Origin of the sequence: Pseudomonas putida (assembly GCF_028682175.1) — a bacterium.
Taxonomy (GTDB): Bacteria; Pseudomonadota; Gammaproteobacteria; order Pseudomonadales; family Pseudomonadaceae; genus Aquipseudomonas; species Aquipseudomonas putida_AD.
Map to the genome: position 1 here is coordinate 1 of NZ_JANHKS010000034.1, position 15,633 is coordinate 15,633.

At 63.2% G+C, this 15,633-nt stretch carries 18 protein-coding genes; 11 read left to right on the forward strand and 7 right to left on the reverse strand.

Features of this window, described 5'->3' with window-relative positions:
* Positions 1 to 232, forward strand: a 232-nt coding sequence (locus NPS29_RS20620; protein WP_274134722.1) for a hypothetical protein, incomplete at its 5' end; no start/stop codon positions are given.
* Here the strand turns inward: NPS29_RS20620 and NPS29_RS20625 are convergent.
* The gene (locus tag NPS29_RS20625; RefSeq protein ID WP_274134724.1) at positions 219 to 821 is read right to left on the reverse strand and encodes a LysE/ArgO family amino acid transporter; all 603 of its coding nucleotides are present in this window, start codon (positions 819 to 821) and stop codon (positions 219 to 221) included. The genes NPS29_RS20620 and NPS29_RS20625 overlap by 14 nt on opposite strands.
* Positions 822 to 932: 111 nt before the next feature.
* On the opposite strand from NPS29_RS20625, the gene NPS29_RS20630 reads away from it, so the two are divergent.
* The 3 genes from NPS29_RS20630 to NPS29_RS20640 all read left to right on the forward strand — a co-directional run bounded on the left by NPS29_RS20630 (position 933) and on the right by NPS29_RS20640 (position 3,957).
* Positions 933 to 1,832, forward strand: a complete 900-nt coding sequence (locus NPS29_RS20630; protein ID WP_274134726.1) for a LysR family transcriptional regulator ArgP — start codon at positions 933 to 935, stop codon at positions 1,830 to 1,832.
* Positions 1,833 to 2,019: 187 nt separating this feature from the next.
* Positions 2,020 to 3,018, forward strand: a complete 999-nt coding sequence (locus tag NPS29_RS20635; RefSeq protein WP_274134728.1) for an NAD-dependent epimerase/dehydratase family protein — start codon at positions 2,020 to 2,022, stop codon at positions 3,016 to 3,018.
* Between the two features lie 81 nt (positions 3,019 to 3,099).
* Positions 3,100 to 3,957: an ATPase gene (locus NPS29_RS20640; protein ID WP_274134730.1), complete on the forward strand. Its 858-nt coding sequence runs from the start codon at positions 3,100 to 3,102 to the stop codon at positions 3,955 to 3,957.
* A gap of 248 nt (positions 3,958 to 4,205) precedes the next feature.
* Here NPS29_RS20640 and NPS29_RS20645 read toward each other — a convergent pair whose 3' ends face one another.
* From NPS29_RS20645 to NPS29_RS20655, 3 genes are all read right to left on the reverse strand, one after another.
* A complete protein-coding gene (locus NPS29_RS20645; RefSeq protein ID WP_274134732.1) occupies positions 4,206 to 5,255 on the reverse strand; it encodes an alkene reductase in 1,050 nt (349 codons plus the stop codon).
* A gap of 78 nt (positions 5,256 to 5,333) precedes the next feature.
* Positions 5,334 to 6,500, reverse strand: coding sequence for an MFS transporter (locus NPS29_RS20650; protein ID WP_274134733.1), 1,167 nt, complete (start codon positions 6,498 to 6,500; stop codon positions 5,334 to 5,336).
* A 23-nt stretch (positions 6,501 to 6,523) separates the two neighbouring features.
* Positions 6,524 to 6,826: an ArsR/SmtB family transcription factor gene (locus NPS29_RS20655; RefSeq protein ID WP_274134734.1), complete on the reverse strand. Its 303-nt coding sequence runs from the start codon at positions 6,824 to 6,826 to the stop codon at positions 6,524 to 6,526.
* Between the two features lie 252 nt (positions 6,827 to 7,078).
* Here NPS29_RS20655 and NPS29_RS20660 point away from each other — a divergent pair, with 252 nt between their 5' ends.
* Positions 7,079 to 7,681: an ACP phosphodiesterase gene (locus NPS29_RS20660; protein WP_274134735.1), complete on the forward strand. Its 603-nt coding sequence runs from the start codon at positions 7,079 to 7,081 to the stop codon at positions 7,679 to 7,681.
* Here NPS29_RS20660 and NPS29_RS20665 read toward each other — a convergent pair.
* Both NPS29_RS20665 and olsB read right to left on the reverse strand, forming a co-directional pair.
* Positions 7,636 to 8,442, reverse strand: coding sequence for a lysophospholipid acyltransferase family protein (locus NPS29_RS20665; RefSeq protein ID WP_274134736.1), 807 nt, complete (start codon positions 8,440 to 8,442; stop codon positions 7,636 to 7,638). The two genes, NPS29_RS20660 and NPS29_RS20665, sit on opposite strands and share 46 nt — an antisense overlap.
* Entirely contained in the window at positions 8,442 to 9,197 is a 756-nt protein-coding gene (gene olsB, locus NPS29_RS20670; RefSeq protein WP_274134737.1) for an L-ornithine N(alpha)-acyltransferase, read from the reverse strand. Before olsB ends, NPS29_RS20665 begins: the two co-directional genes overlap by 1 nt.
* A 406-nt stretch (positions 9,198 to 9,603) precedes the next feature.
* Between olsB and NPS29_RS20675 the strand changes: the two genes are divergently transcribed.
* The 6 genes from NPS29_RS20675 to NPS29_RS20700 all read left to right on the forward strand — a co-directional run bounded on the left by NPS29_RS20675 (position 9,604) and on the right by NPS29_RS20700 (position 13,992).
* Positions 9,604 to 10,683, forward strand: coding sequence for a serine hydrolase domain-containing protein (locus NPS29_RS20675; RefSeq protein ID WP_274134738.1), 1,080 nt, complete (start codon positions 9,604 to 9,606; stop codon positions 10,681 to 10,683).
* Positions 10,680 to 11,018 (forward strand): amidase, encoded by a 339-nt coding sequence (locus tag NPS29_RS20680; protein ID WP_274134739.1) that lies wholly within the window; start codon positions 10,680 to 10,682, stop codon positions 11,016 to 11,018. The genes NPS29_RS20675 and NPS29_RS20680 overlap by 4 nt, the downstream gene beginning before the upstream one ends.
* Positions 11,019 to 11,090: 72 nt before the next feature.
* Positions 11,091 to 11,672, forward strand: a complete 582-nt coding sequence (locus NPS29_RS20685; protein WP_274134740.1) for a YceI family protein — start codon at positions 11,091 to 11,093, stop codon at positions 11,670 to 11,672.
* 2 nt (positions 11,673 to 11,674) lie between these two features.
* Complete coding sequence (locus tag NPS29_RS20690) at positions 11,675 to 12,832, forward strand: phospholipase D-like domain-containing protein (protein ID WP_274134741.1); 1,158 nt, start codon at positions 11,675 to 11,677, stop codon at positions 12,830 to 12,832.
* 256 nt (positions 12,833 to 13,088) lie between these two features.
* A complete protein-coding gene (locus NPS29_RS20695) occupies positions 13,089 to 13,670 on the forward strand; it encodes a DJ-1/PfpI family protein (RefSeq protein WP_274134742.1) in 582 nt (193 codons plus the stop codon).
* A 16-nt stretch (positions 13,671 to 13,686) separates the two neighbouring features.
* The gene (locus tag NPS29_RS20700) at positions 13,687 to 13,992 is read left to right on the forward strand and encodes a ribbon-helix-helix domain-containing protein (protein WP_274134743.1); all 306 of its coding nucleotides are present in this window, start codon (positions 13,687 to 13,689) and stop codon (positions 13,990 to 13,992) included.
* 57 nt (positions 13,993 to 14,049) lie between these two features.
* Here the strand turns inward: NPS29_RS20700 and NPS29_RS20705 are convergent, their stop codons facing one another.
* Positions 14,050 to 15,573, reverse strand: a complete 1,524-nt coding sequence (locus tag NPS29_RS20705; RefSeq protein WP_108236967.1) for a fumarate hydratase — start codon at positions 15,571 to 15,573, stop codon at positions 14,050 to 14,052.
* Positions 15,574 to 15,633 lie beyond the last annotated feature (60 nt).

A 15,633-nucleotide genomic window follows, 5' to 3' on the forward strand; every position in this document is an offset into this window, starting at 1 on the left:
GGGGCGATCTCAAGGCCGCCCCCGCCGGCAAGCCGTGCTGCTACGGATCGGTGCTCGCATCTGTAGGAGCGCGCTTGCCCGCGATGGCGGCCTCACGATCGCCGACGCCGGCAAGCCGTGCTGCTACGGCGGGTTGACTCAACCCTGTAGGAGTGAGCTTGCTCGCGATGACGCCCTCGAAATCGCCCCCGCCGGCAAGCCGGACTGCTACGAAGGGCTCACGCCGATCTGATGAGTTGCACGGCCACGCTGAACATCATCACCGCGACCATCAAGTCCAGCAGCCTCCAGGTTGCCGGGCGGGCGAGCCAGGGGGCGAGCCAGGCGGCGCCGATGGCCAGGGTGGAGAACCACACCAGGGACGCGCTGGCCGCACCGGCCACGTAGGCGCCGGGCATGGTCTGCTGTGCGCCGAGGGAGCCGATCAGCAGCACGGTGTCCAGATAAACGTGGGGGTTGAGCAGGGTCACCGCCAGTGCCGTGAGCAACACCGCGCGGCGGGAGCGCTGGCCGCTGCCGTCACCCTGTTCCAGGCTTTGCGGCGTCAGGGCGCGGCGCAGTGCCTTGGCGCCGTACCACATCAGAAAGACCACGCCGCCCCAGCGTGCAATGGCCAGCAGTGTCGGGTTGTGGGCCAGCACGTTGGCCAGGCCGAAAACCCCGGCGGCCACCAGCACCGCATCGCAGAGGATGCACAGCACCGCGACCGACAAGTGATGTTCGCGGCGCAAGCTCTGGGCCAGGACGTAGGCGTTCTGGGTGCCGATGGCCATGATCAGGCCAAAGGCGACCAGCAGGCCGTTGAGGTAGCTTTGCCACATGGTGTCGTGCTCCGGGAATTCGATGAGGCGAGGTGCATTTGAGGTGGCCATTGTCGGTGTAATGGCTGTATAAGAAAAAGCAATAATCATCATCGCCCATTAGGAAAATTGATGTTCGACTACAAGCTGCTTTCAGCCTTGGCGGCAGTGGTGGAGCAAGCCGGATTCGAGCGTGCGGCGCAGGTGCTGGGCTTGTCGCAGTCGGCCGTGTCGCAGCGGATCAAGCTGCTCGAAGCCCGTGTCGGCCAGCCGGTGCTGGTGCGTGCGACGCCGCCGAGTCCGACGGACATCGGCCGCCGCCTGCTCAATCATGTGCAACAGGTGCGCCTGCTGGAGCGCGATCTGCAAAGCGTGGTGCCGGCACTGGACGAGGGCGGCATGCCGGAGCGGCTGCGCATTGCCCTGAACGCCGATTCGCTGGCGACCTGGTGGGCGCCTGCCGTGGGCGATTTCTGCGCCGAGCGCGGGTTGTTGACCGATCTGGTGGTCGAGGACCAGGACGTGGGCCTCAAGCGCATGCGCGCAGGCGAAGTGGCGGCCTGTGTGTGCGCAAGCGAACGGCCGGTCGCCGGCGCGCGCAGCCTGCCGCTCGGCGCCATGCGTTACCGTGCCCTGGCCAGCCCCGATTTCATGGCCCGGCATTTTCCCCACGGGGTGACGGCAGAGTCCCTGGCGCGCTCCCCGGCACTGGTGTTCGGCCCGGATGATTTCCTGCAGCACCGGTACATGGCGTCGCTGGGTGTCGAAGGCGGGTTTGCGTACCATCTGTGCCCGTCCTCCGAGGGTTTCATTCGCATGAGCGAGGCCGGGATCGGCTGGGGCCTGGTGCCGGAATTGCAGGTCAAGGAGCAGTTGGCCAGCGGCAGGCTGGTGGAATTAATGAGCGATCGCTGCATCGATGTGCCCTTGTACTGGCATCATTGGCGCAACGGCGGGCAACTGTTGAATCAGTTGACCGACCATCTGGCGAAAAAAGCCGGGCAATGGTTGGTGCCGCTTGAGGGACAATGAGCGTCATCCACTGGTCGTCGCAAGGCCATGATGCCCTGTGGGAGCGAGCTTGCTCGCGAATGCTGACTATCCGCCACCAGAGATGTGGCGGATGTACTGGCCTCTTCGCGAGCAAGCTCGCTCCCACAGGTTTTGCATAAGCCTTCGCGGCCGACGATTTCCTGTGCATAGAGATGTGGAGCGGTAAATGAAGATTCTGGTCACCGGCGCAAGCGGCTTCATCGGCGGGCGCTTTGCGCGTTTTGCCCTGGAGCAGGGCTTGAGCGTTCGGGTCAATGGCCGTCGCGCGGAAGGTGTCGAGCATCTGGTGCGGCGCGGGGCCGAGTTCATACAGGGCGATCTGAATGATCCAGACCTGGTGCAGGCGCTGTGCGATGACGTCGAAGCGGTCGTGCATTGTGCCGGGGCGGTGGGCACCTGGGGGCGACGCCAGGACTTTCATCAGGGTAACGTGCAGGTCACCGAGAACGTGGTCGAGGCCTGCCTGAAACAAAGGGTACGTCGCCTCGTGCACCTGTCGTCGCCATCGATCTATTTCGATGGCCATTCGCACCTCAATATTCGCGAAGAACAGGTGCCCAAGCGTTTCCACAACCACTACGCCGCGACCAAATACCTGGCCGAGCAGAAAGTGTTCGGCGCCGAGGAGTTCGGCCTGGAAGTGATCGCCCTGCGTCCCCGTTTCGTGACCGGGGCAGGCGACACCAGCATCTTTCCGCGGCTGATGCAGATGCAGCGCAAGAAGCGCTTGTCGATCATCGGCAACGGCCTGAACAAGGTGGATTTCACCAGCATCCAGAACCTCAACGAGGCGCTGCTGAGCAGCCTGCTGGCCAGCGGTTCAGCCCTGGGCAAGGCCTACAACATCAGCAACGGCACGCCGATTCCGGTCTGGGACGTGGTCAACTACGTCATGCGCCAGATGCAACTGCCGCCTGTCACGCGCTATCGCTCCTACGGCCTGGGCTACAGCGCCGCGGCGCTTAACGAGGCGGCGTGCATGCTCTGGCCGGGCCGACCTGAACCGACGCTGTCGAGAATCGGAATGCAGGTCATGAGCCGTGATTTCACCCTTGATATCAGCCGCGCCCAGTATTATCTGGATTACCAGCCCAAGGTCAGTGTCTGGACCGCTCTGGACGAGTTCTGCAGTTGGTGGAAAGCCCAGCACGGCGGGGCGTTGTGAAACATCGACCATTGAGAATGGTCTTGATTAGCGGCGGTTATAATGCCGCCAGCAGATTTACCGGTTTTTAAAGGGAACCCCATGCGTAAAGATCCGTATGACGACGTCGATGACGTCCCGAGCCTCAGCGCCAAAGATGACGATGACGATTTCGTCCCCTCGGCCGGCGCCCGTGAGCGCACCACGGTCTATTCGCGTACCACGCCTGTGGTCAAGGTCAAGGCGCCTGGCACCGGTGCGCTGTGGGCGTTGATCGGCGCGTTGTTCATCGCGTTCTGCGGCCTGGGCTGGTGGAGCTTTCAACAGGTCTCGTTGATGGAGCAGCAACTGGTCGCGACCCAGGAAAGCTTTGCGCGCATCAGTGAGGAAGCGGCGGGGCGCCTGCAGGCGATTTCCGGCAAGGTCGTTGCTACCGAGTCGGTTGCCACCAGCGGTGGTGAAGCGATGAAGGCGCAGATCAAGGAGCTGCAGGATCAACTGGCCGAGCAGGGCAAGCAGGCGCAAGGCGTGGCGGGTCTGCAGGGCGGGCTGGACAAGCGACTGGAGCAGATCAGCAGCCAGTCGACCCAGCAGCAGGCGACCAATCAGCAGTTGCAGGAACAGCTCAAGGCGGTGGCCACCGAACTGGCGGCGGTGAAGGCGGCGATGCCTGACGGCAAGTCGGCCCAGGCCGAGCAGGAGCGTCTGGATACCCAGATCAAGAGCCTGAGCGCGGATGTCGCGAACCTCAAGAAGAGCAACAACAGCCAGGCCATCGAGCGTCTGGAGCAGGACATGATCGTGCTCAAGAGCGAGCAGGACAATCGTCCCGCTGCGGCAGCCCAGTCAGGCGCCAGCACCCAGGAGTTCGATGCGTTTCGCGGGCAGATGACCCGCAACCTGAACACCTTGCAGAGCCAGATTCAGAATCTTTCGCAGCAGATCAATGCGCGGCCGTAGTTGAGGTTGGCTGTCCACCGCTACCTTGATGCCCTTCGGGCCATTCGCGGGCAAGCCCGCTCCCACATTTGCTGCAACGTGCCATGGCCTGACAGTCCCCATTGTCCGCCTTTTGGGCGCGCCTTGAGATCGAGTCGAACACACAAGGCGGACAACGGGGTCCTTAAGGCTGCGGCACGTTGCAAAAGATGTGGGAGCGGGCTTGCCCGCGAAAGGCCCGAAGGGCTTCGATGTAGCAATCTAACGCCTTACAACGCCGGATAATCCAGATACCCCACCGCACCCTTGCCATAGAACGTCTCGGGACGCGGCTCGTTCAGCGGTGCATCCTGGGCCAGTCGTGCAGGCAGGTCAGGGTTGGCGATGAACGGCACGCCGAATGCCACAGCGTCAGCCTTGCCACTGGCCAGCCATTCATTGGCCGAGGCCTTGGTGAATTTCTCGTTGGCGATGAACACCCCACCAAAGGCTTCTTTCAGGCGTGGCCCCAGGCTGTCGTCCAGTTCACGCTCGCGGGCGCAGATGAACGCCACGCCACGTTTCCCCAGTTCGCGAGCCACGTAGGTGAAGGTCTCGGCCAGGTTGTCGTCGCCCATGTCGTGGGAGTCGGCACGGGGAGCCAAGTGCACGCCCACACGGCCCGCGCCCCAGACTTCGATGGCCGCATCCGTGACTTCCAGCAACAGACGCGCGCGGTTTTCCAGCGAGCCGCCGTAAGCGTCGGCGCGGGTGTTGGTGCTGCTTTGCAGGAACTGATCGAGCAGATAGCCGTTGGCGCCGTGGATTTCCACGCCATCGAAGCCGGCCGCCTTGGCGTTTTCGGCACCGGTGCGGTAGGCCTCGACGATGTCTTCGATTTCAGCCAGTTCCAGGGCGCGCGGCGTCGGGTAGTCGGCTTGCGGACGCACCAGGCTCACGTGGCCCTTGGGTTGAATGGCGCTCGGCGCGACTGGCGCCTCGCCGTTCAGGTACATCGGATGCGAAACCCGGCCCACATGCCACAGTTGCAGAACGATCTTGCCGCCGGCCGCATGCACGGCCTTGGTGACGTTGCCCCAGCCGCGTACCTGATCGTTGGACCAGATGCCGGGGGTGTCCGGGTAACCGACGCCCATCGGCGTGACCGAGGTCGCTTCGCTGATAATCAGCCCCGCCGAGGCGCGCTGCACGTAGTACTCGGCCATCATCGCGTTCGGTACGCGGCCTTCGTCGGCACGGCAGCGGGTCAGCGGCGCCATGATGATGCGGTTGGCGAGTGTCAGCTCGCCGATCTGGATCGGATCAAAAATCGTAGTCATCGGGGATATCCTCAATGAAGTCTCAGGGGTGAATCCGCAGTCTTTTGTCGCAAACGCCAGTGCGCTGATTCTCGGCGATCAGTTGGCAACGGCAGCCAGCCCGGCATCGCCGCGCTGACGGAAATTGATCAGGGTGGCCAGCAAGGCCAGCACCGCCAGTGCACCGGCTGCCAGGGGCACGCTGGTCAGGCCATAGCCGTGGGCGATGACGCTGCCGCCAACCCAGGCGCCCAGCGCGTTGCCGACGTTGAAGGCGCCGATGTTCAGCGTGGAAACCAGGTTGGGTGCGTCCTTGCCGAAGGTCACGACGTTGATCTGCAGGGCAGGCACGGCGGCGAAACAGGCGACGGCCCAGAGGAACAGCGTCACTTCGGCGGGAATCAGTGCAGCGCTGGTCCAGCTCAGCACGGTCGACACCACGGCCATGGTGATGAACACGCCGATCAGCGTGGCGGCCAGGCGCCGGTCTGCCAGCTTGCCGCCGATGATGTTGCCAACGGTCAGGCCCAGGCCGATCAGCATCAGTGTCCAGGTCACGCCCCGAGGCGAAACACCGGTGACCTCGCCCAGCAATGGCGCGACGTAGGTGAACAGCGCGAACACCGATGCGGCGAACAGTGCAGTCATGCTCAGCGACAGCCAGATACCGCCGCCCTTGAGCATGGCCAGCTCGGCGCGCATATCGATTTTCTCTTCGTCACGGTTGGCCGGCAGGAAGCGGATCAGGCCGATGAAAGCGATCACGCCGATCACGGTCACCGCGTAGAAGGTCGAGCGCCAGCCGGCCTGTTGGCCCAGTGCGGTGCCCAGTGGCACGCCCAGTACGTTGGCCAGGGTCAGGCCGGTGAACATCAGTGCTACCGCCGAAGCGCGGCGGTTGGCCGGAACCAGGCCCGCTGCCACCACCGAGCCGATGCCGAAGAAGGCACCGTGGCACAGCGCGGTCACGACTCGGGCAAACATCAGGATGTTGTAGTCGGCGGCGACGGCGCAGAGCAGGTTGCCGACGATGAAGATGCCCATCAGCGTCACCAGCGCGGCTTTGCGCGGCAGTCTGGCGGTGGCCATGGCCATGAACGGCGCGCCGATGGCCACGCCCAGCGCGTAGCCGGTCACCAGCCAGCCGGCGCCGGGAATGCTCACGCCAAGGTCAGTGGCGACATCGGGCAACAGGCCCATGATGACGAACTCGGTGGTGCCGATGGCGAAGGCGCTCAGGGCCAGAATAAGTAGCGAAAGAGGCACGTGGCGTCTCCTGGAAGTCGTGGCTAGAGCTGTTCGCTCAGGGCCTTCAAAAACGCCTGGATGGCGTCTTCATTGCGTTTGAAAAAGTGCCACTGGCCGTGTTTCTTGCTGGAAATCAGCCCGGCGCGCTGCAGCGTTGCCAGGTGCGCCGACACCGTCGATTGCGACAGGCCCGCGCGCTGGTCGATCTGCCCCGCACAGACACCCAGCTCCAGGGAGTGGTGCTGGTCGGGGAAGCAGGTATTGGGTTCTTTGAGCCAGTTGAGGATCTGCCGGCGGACCGGATGAGCCAGGGCTTTTATTATTTCGTCGAGGTCGATAGGCATGTCGTTCTCAATCTTCGTGTAGCGGTATATCGCGATGGGGCGAACTTTATATCTGTGCATCGCGATATACAAATATGTTTCGGTGCTAAGTTCAGCCTGTTTCGCTATATCGGGTTATAACGATGCAGGCCCCTAAGCTCCGTAGCAGCACGGCTTGCCGGCGGGCACGGTGGGTCAGCCGAAGAATGGATGTCTGACACACCGCTCCCGCCGGCAAGCCGTGCTGCTACGAAGTTTGCTACATTGGCCTCCATGAATTACCTCGCACACCTCCATCTGGGCGGTCAAACGCCCGCGCAATTGCTCGGCAGTCTCTATGGCGATTTCGTCAAAGGGCTATTGCCGGGGCGCTTTCCCGTGGACATCGAAGAGGCGATCCGGCTGCATCGGCGCATCGATGTGTTCACCGATGCCCACCCGGTCATCAAGCAGGCCATGGGCCGCTTCCCTGCCGAGCGCAGGCGTTACGCAGGCATCGTGCTGGACGTGTTTTTCGATCATTGCCTGGCGCGGGACTGGCCGCAGTACTCGGACGTATCCCTGCACGATTTCACCCGCAAGGTCTACGGCGTGCTGGCGAGCGAACCCGCATTGCCAGAGCGCCTGGCCCTGATCGCCCCGCGCATGGCCGCGCAGGACTGGCTGGGTTCGTACGTGGATTTCGAGGTGGTGGGCGATGCGCTGGCCGGGATTTCCCGACGCCTGTCACGCCCCGAGGGACTGGCCGGCGCCATGCAGGAACTGCAGGCGCTTTATCGGCCGTTGAGCGAAGATTTCAGCGAGTTCTATCCACAGCTTCAGGCGTTCGCTCAGGCTGCCCTGGCGGATGCCGCCGGGCGAACCTCGGCAGGCTGAGCCACGTCGCCGGTCTTCTCACCGAACAACGCCACCTGCACCGCTTGCTGAGCTTCGAACGCCAGTGCAGCGCGCTCCTTGCCCTGTGAGTCGATAGGCTTGAGCAAGTGGATGTGCACGTCGCTCACGTCATTGGCGAACAACCGACGCAGGTGCGACAGCAGGTCGTCGTCACCGATGAACGGGGCGATCTGATCGGGCTTGCCGTTGCGCAGGTACTGGATCGCTACCGGTTGAACAGGCACGCCGGTATCGATGGCGCTGGACAGCAGGCGACCGTGGAACGTGCGCAGGCTGCGGCCATCGGTGGTGGTGCCTTCCGGAAAGATCACCAGCGAATGATTGCCGGTCAGGTGCTGGCCGATCTGTTTCTGAATCAGCTTGCTGTCGCCCGAACCGCGACGGATGAACAGCGTGCCGGCCTTGAGCGCCAGCCAGCCGGCGACCGGCCAGGTGCGCACTTCAGCCTTGGACAGGAACGACAGCGGCGCCAGCTTGCCGAGGATGGCGATGTCGGTCCACGACACATGGTTGCTGACCCACAGCATCGGCTGCGCAGGCAGCTTGCCGTGGACCGTGACGCGAAACGGCAGGGCGGCGGTCAGGCGCGCCATGAACCAGCTGGTCCAGCGTTGGCGACGGGCCATGGAGTTGCCGATGCGCAGCCGTTCCATCAGGGCGAAGGTGCCGGCGATGGTCAGCCCCAGGGCGATGACCCACAGCACGCGGATGACTCGCGCATGACTGCGCAGCGCGCTCATCACACGGCTGCCTTGAAGTGACGGGCGTAGCGCGGGCAGAGTTCGTCGCGCTTGAGCAGGATGAACACGTCGGCCACCTGGAAGTCTTCGTCCCAGCAGGGCTCGCCGCAGATCTTCGCGCCCAGGCGCATGTAGGCCTTGAGCAGCGGTGGCATTTCGCAGATGACGTTGTTCGGGATGTCCAGGCTTGGCAGCGGGTTTTTAGGCTCGGCACGCAGGTGCTCGGTGCTCAGGTAACGCTCGCGCAGGCGCTGCATGATGGCGTGAGCCTGGATGCCGCCGTCCTGCATCGGGATGCTGGCGCAGCCCATCAGGTAGCTGTAGCCGCCTTCGTTGAGCACTTCTGCCAGCTCGCTCCACAGCACCGCGATGGTGCCGCCGTTGCGGTAGGCCGGGTCGACGCAGGTGCGGCCCAGTTCCAGGATCGGACCTTGCAGATGACCCAGGCCATGCAGGCTGAATTCTTCTTCGCTGTAGAAGCGGCCCAGGGTGTTGGCGGCCTTGTGGTCCAGCAGGCGGGTGGTGGCCACCAGCTTGCCGCTGTTCAAGTCACGCACGCCGATGTGCATGCAATGTACGTCGTAATCGTCGATGTCCAGGCCCAGTTCGGCGCCCTTGAGCTTGGCATTGAATTCGCCGCTGAACACACTGAAGCGCAAAGCCTGTGCTTCCTGCATGGCTTGAGGCCCGATCAGGCGCTCGGCCTGCAGGCGACGTTCGGAGCTGGTGTCTCGAATACTGGCGATCTGAGTCATGTGGCGTCTCCGTGGGCCAGCCTTCGTCCAGGCCGGTCGACTGATTATTCGAAGCATTGCTGTACGAATGCAGGCTAGGGAGGGCCGATGTCATGACCATTAAGCTTTGGTGATGGTTGCGTGACAGGGAATCGGGAGTGGGGTTGCAGCCGCTGACGAGCACATCCCCCGTAGCGGCACGGCTTGCCGGCGGGGGCGATCTCCAGGCCCCATCGCGGGCAAGCGCGCTCCTACAGGTTTGGGGTAAACCACACCCGTAGCAGTCCGGCTTGCCGGCGTCGGCGATCTCGAAGACGCCCCCGCCGGCAAGCCGTGCTGCTACGGGAAGGCGGCGGAGCGTGGGAACGATCAACAATGTAACGATTGGCTGCTAGGGTTTCTCGCATCGCGTATTCGAGACCCCTTCATGAGCCGTCTGCTCTTCCTTCTGCTGCTGTTGACCTGCTCGGCCGGCGCACAGACCTGGCCTGACGAACAATGGCCTGTCCACAAACTCACACCCAGCCCCGCCCTCAAGGACCTGGAAACCTACGCCTTCCCGCCCCGCGACGAGCAAGAGCGCAAAGGCGTGCGCACCGACGCCCTGTTGATCATCCGCGACGGTGAACTGGTCTACGAACGCTACGCCGGAGTAACCACGGCCCAGACCCCACACCTCACCTGGTCAATCAGCAAAAGCATCCTTGCGACGGTGCTCGGCGTGGCGTTCGGCGAGGGGCGTTTCAAGCTCGCTGATTCGGTCGCCAGCTTCTACGCCCCGTTCAACGCCCATCCCGATATCAGAGTCCAGGACCTGCTGCACTGGGCCTCGGGCCTGGACTGGCAGGAAGACTACGAATACGCGCCGCTCGATTCCTCAGTGGTGGCCATGCTCTACACCCGAGGTCGCACCGACATGGCACGCTTCACTGCCGAGCACCCTGTGGCCAGCGCCCCCGGCACGTCCTATCGCTACTCCAGCGGCGACAGCACGGTCCTGGCGGCGGCATTACGGGGAATGGTCGGCGAGGCCGCCTACGCCGACTATCCCTGGACTGCACTGTTCGACCCGCTGGGCATCAAGAGCGCCGTCTGGGAAACCGACGCCACGGGCACCTTCGTCGGTTCATCCTATGCCTACATGACTGCCCGGGATCTTGCGCGCATCGGCCTTTTGATGGAGCGCCGCGGCCAGTGGCAGGACCGCCAGTTACTGCCAACCCAATGGGTGGATTTCAACCTCGCGCCGTTCAAGTCGCAAACGCCGACCAGCGAAGCGCCAGGCGGCCATTGGTGGCTGAACAAGACCGCTGACGGCCCTGGTCCCTGGCCCGATGCGCCGCCCGACACGTTCGCCGGGCTGGGCCATTGGGGCCAGGCGCTGTATGTGATCCCCAGCGCAGGCCTTGTGATCGTGCGTTACGCCGATGATCGCGACGGAACCTACGACCACGACCAGTTGCTCAAGCTGACGTTGAAAGCCGTGGCCGGGGAGGGCGTCAAATGACTGCACAGAAAAGCTTCATCCGCCGCCGACCGTTCAGCAGCCTGGGCATCCTGATCCTGCTGGTTCTGCTCGCGCTGATCTGGACCTGGCGCGTCCAGTTGCAGGCATTTCCCACGATCATCAGCGCCTACACTGCCAAGGAGTACTGCTCCTGCCGTTATGTGATGAACAATCCTGTGGATTACTGCCAAAGCTATGTGAAACAGTGGCTGCCCAGCACCCTGACCGAAAGCCTGAGCGACAAACGCATCACCGCCACCGGCATGGGCCGCGAGAGCAGCGCACAGTGGCAGGGGCTGCGGCAGGGGTGTCGGCTGGTGTCCCCGGCGAGTTGATGGCGAACATCCCCATTTACCTGTGGTCTGACTGCCGGATAAGGTTGCCTCAACCGCGCATCTGGAGTTCGCATGCCCATTCTCACCCGCTTGTTGCTGGCCTCGCTCGCTGTGCTTGCGCTGCCTGCCCAGGCGAACTGGTATCTGGATAACGAGTCTTCGCGACTGTCGTTCATCTCGACCAAAAACGCCGATGTTTCCGAAGTGCATCGTTTCCTCAACCTGCACGGCAAGGTCGACACCAAGGGGGTTGCCGAACTCGAGGTCGAGATGGATTCGGTGAGCACTGGCATTCCCCTGCGCGACGAGCGCTTGCGCAGGCAACTGTTCGACATCAAGCAGTTCCCCGAAGCACGAATCAGCGCGCAACTGGACATGCGCCCGATCAACGCGCTCGCACCCGGTGCGCAGCTCGAATTACGCCTGCCGCTGAAGGTGCAATTGCACGGCCAGTCGCAAAGCTACAGCGCAGAACTTCTGGCCACGCGCCTGGATGACCGGCGTTTCCAGGTGGTGACCCTTGAGCCACTGGTGCTGCATGCCGAGGATTTCGGCTTGCTGCCGGGGCTGGATGACTTGCGCAAGGTGGCGGGTCTTTCAGCCATCGGTTTCTCGGTGCCGGTGGGCGCCGTGCTGATCTTCACGGCGCGCTGATCATGAGAGGCGCGATCTTTCCGTGGCGTGACGACAACCGCTTCAATCTGCTGGTCGATGGGCCGGCGTTCTTTCCGCGCATGATCGCCGCCATCGACGCGGCCGAACAGCAGGTGGAGCTGGAGTTGTATCTGGTGGAGGCCGGGAGCTGTGCCGAGACGGTTGTGCAGGCGCTGGTCAATGCGGCCAGGCGCAAGGTGATCGTGCGTTGCCTGTTCGATGATTTCGGCTCGCTGGCGTTCACCCTGGGCCTGCGCACCCGGCTGACCGAGGCGGGCGTGATCCTGCGTTTCTACAACCGCGTGCATTGGCGGCGGGGCATCCGTAATTTCTACCGCGACCATCGCAAACTGTTGTTGGTAGACAAGCAGCTCGCGGTGGTGGGCGGAACCGGGGTGACCGACGAATTCTGGCGCCCCGACCAGGACACCAGCGAGTGGCACGAAGTGATGGTGGAAATTCGCGGCCCGCTGGTGCTCGACTGGCAGGCGCTGTTCGACCGGCAATTCCACGCCAATGCCCGGCCCCGTGCCTGGCGCCCTTCCGAGAATTTCGGCCTGCCGCGCCTGCCCAAGGCGCCGGTCAGCGGACAAGGGCTTGGTCGGGTGGCCTACGCCGACTCCCGCCAGCACCGTGACATCCTGCAATCCTTGATTCACGCCCTGTACACCGGCAAGAAGCGCATCTGGCTGGCGACGCCGTATTTCCTGCCGACCTGGAAAGTCCGCCGTGCCCTGCGCCGCGCAGCCTCCCGAGGCATCGACGTGCGCCTGCTGCTCACCGGCCCCCGCACCGATCACCCGTCAGTGCGCTATGCCGGGCATCGCTATTACCCTCGATTGCTCAAGGCCGGGGTGAAAATCTTCGAATACCAGCCGTGTTTCCTGCACCTGAAAATGGTGCTGGTGGACGACTGGGTCAGCATCGGTTCATGCAATTTCGATCACTGGAACCTGCGGTTCAACCTTGAGGCCAATCTGGAAGCCCTCGACCCGGCGCTGACCCGGGCGGTGACCGAGAGCTTCGAGCGGGATTTTCTGGTCAGCAGCGAGATCAGCCTGCAGGACTGGCAGGCCCGGCCCCTGTGGCAGCGGGTCAAGCAACGGATCTGGGGCTGGGTGGACCGGCTGGTGGTCAATGCGCTGGATCGACGGGGCTGATTGCTTTCGGCGCCTGTCTGCTGCGTAGCAGCACGGCTTGCCGGCGGGGGCGGTGGGTCAGTCGAAGCGTGCGTGTCTGACACAGCGCCGTCGCGGGCAAGCGCGCTCCTGCAGGGGTGATTTGAGACAGGCACCCTGCTACGGGACCACCGACGACCTTGCGTGTGTAGTACTACGCTGTTACCAGCGCCTGCAATATCGGCGAATACTGGAACGACATCTCACTCACCGCAACGGGTTCGGAGGGCTTCAGCACATGGCTGCCAAGAAAATTCTCATGCTGGTCGGCGATTACGTCGAAGACTATGAAGTAATGGTGCCGTTCCAGGCGCTGCAGATGGTCGGCCATACGGTGCATGCCGTCTGCCCCGGCAAGAAGAAGGGCGAGGTGATTCGCACCGCCATCCATGACTTCGAAGGCGACCAGACCTACAGCGAAAAACGTGGTCATAACTTCGCGCTGAATTTCGATTTCGACAGCGTGAAGTCCGCCGACTATGACGCACTGCTGGTGCCCGGCGGGCGGTCTCCCGAGTACCTGCGACTCAATGCCGATGTGCTGGCGCTGGTGCGCGAGTTTGGTCGCGACAACAAGCCCATCGCCGCCGTTTGCCACGGCCCGCAACTGCTGGCCGAGACAGGCGTGCTCAAGGGCAAATCCCTCAGCGCTTACCCTGCCTGCGCTCCCGAGGTACGGCTGGCCGGTGGCGAGTATGTCGAGATCGGCATGGAAGAGGCGCACACCGACGGCAACCTGGTCACAGGTCCGGCATGGCCTGCTCATCCGGCGTGGCTGGCGGCGTTTCTGAAGCTGCTGGGCACTCAGATCATTCTGTAGAACGCGAGGCGTCATCATGTGCGAACTCTACGTAAAAGCCGACCCGATCCTGTACGAATCCCGCTCGCGCTCATTGCGCATCTGTGGCGTGGTGACCACCTTGCGTCTGGAAAACCAGTTCTGGGACATCCTCGCCGAAATAGCCGGGCACGACGGCATCACCACCAACCAGTTGATCAGCAAGCTCTACGAAGAAGTCATGGATTACCGAGGAGAAGTGGTGAATTTCGCCTCGTTTCTGCGTGTCAGTTGCATGCGCTACCTGAGCCAGCACCGGGTGAGCGCCACACCCTTGAGCCTGGTGCGCCACGCTGCGACCTGAATGCCCATGAAAAAGCCCGGCACAAAGGCCGGGCTTTTCGGTGTTGCCAGAAAGCGCTTACTGCACTTCCACCGCCAGGCTCTCACTGATCTTCTTCTGCCAGATGGCAGGACCTGTGATGTGCACCGACTCACCTTTGCTGTCGACCGCGACAGTGACCGGCATGTCTTTGACTTCGAACTCGTAGATCGCTTCCATCCCGAGTTCCGGGAAGGCCAGAACCTGCGATTTCTTGATCGCCTGGGCCACGAGGTAGGCAGCACCTCCGACGGCCATCAGGTAGACGGCTTTGTTGTCCTTGATCGCGTCGATAGCGGTCGGGCCGCGCTCGGACTTGCCGATCATGCCCAACAGGCCAGTCTGCTCGAGGATCTGACGGGTGAACTTGTCCATGCGGGTAGCGGTGGTCGGACCGGCTGGGCCTACCACTTCGTCACCGACCGGATCGACCGGGCCGACGTAGTAGATGAAGCGACCCTTGAGGTCAACCGGCAGGGTTTCGCCCTTGTTCAGCATCTCGACCATGCGCTTGTGCGCCGCGTCGCGACCGGTGAGCATCTTGCCGTTGAGCAGGACGGTTTCGCCCGGCTTCCAGCTCTGCACGTCTTCCGGCGTCAGGGTGTCGAGGTTGACGCGACGAGCCGACGGGCCAGCTTCCCAGACGATTTCCGGGTACGCGTCCAGCGGTGGCGCTTCCAGCGAGGCTGGACCGGAACCGTCGAGCACGAAGTGGGCGTGACGGGTGGCGGCGCAGTTCGGGATCATGCAGACCGGCAGCGAGGCTGCGTGGGTCGGGTAGTCCATGATCTTGACGTCGAGCACGGTGGTCAGGCCGCCCAGGCCCTGGGCGCCGATGCCCAGCTGGTTGACCTTCTCGAACAGCTCCAGACGCATTTCTTCCAGACGGTTCGACGGGCCGCGAGCCTTGAGCTCGTGGATGTCGATGGATTCCATCAGGACTTCCTTGGCCATGACCGCAGCTTTCTCGGCGGTGCCGCCGATGCCGATGCCGAGCATGCCAGGCGGGCACCAGCCAGCACCCATGGTCGGCACGGTCTTGAGGACCCAGTCGACGATCGAATCGGACGGGTTGAGCATCGCCATCTTCGATTTGTTTTCCGAGCCACCGCCCTTGGCCGCAACGTCCACTTCAACGGTGTTACCCGGAACGATGGAGTAGTGGATGACCGCCGGGGTGTTGTCCTTGGTGTTCTTGCGAGCGCCTGCCGGGTCGGCGAGGATCGAGGCACGCAGGACGTTTTCCGGCAGGTTGTAGGCGCGGCGCACGCCTTCGTTGATCATGTCGTCCAGGCTCATGGTGGCGCCATCCCAGCGCACGTCCATGCCCACGCGTACGAAAACGGTGACGATACCGGTGTCCTGGCAGATCGGACGATGGCCGGTGGCGCACATGCGCGAGTTGATGAGGATCTGGGCCATGGAATCGCGCGCGGCGGGCGACTCTTCGCGCAGGTAGGCCTCGTGCATGGCCTGGATGAAATCGACGGGGTGGTAATAGGAGATGAACTGCAGGGCGTCGGCGACGCTCTGGATAAGGTCATCCTGCTTGATCACGGTCATGGGCGTTCTCCTCTATCAGGCGGGAACATTATATAGGGCGGCTCGCGCGGGTGCGTCGGG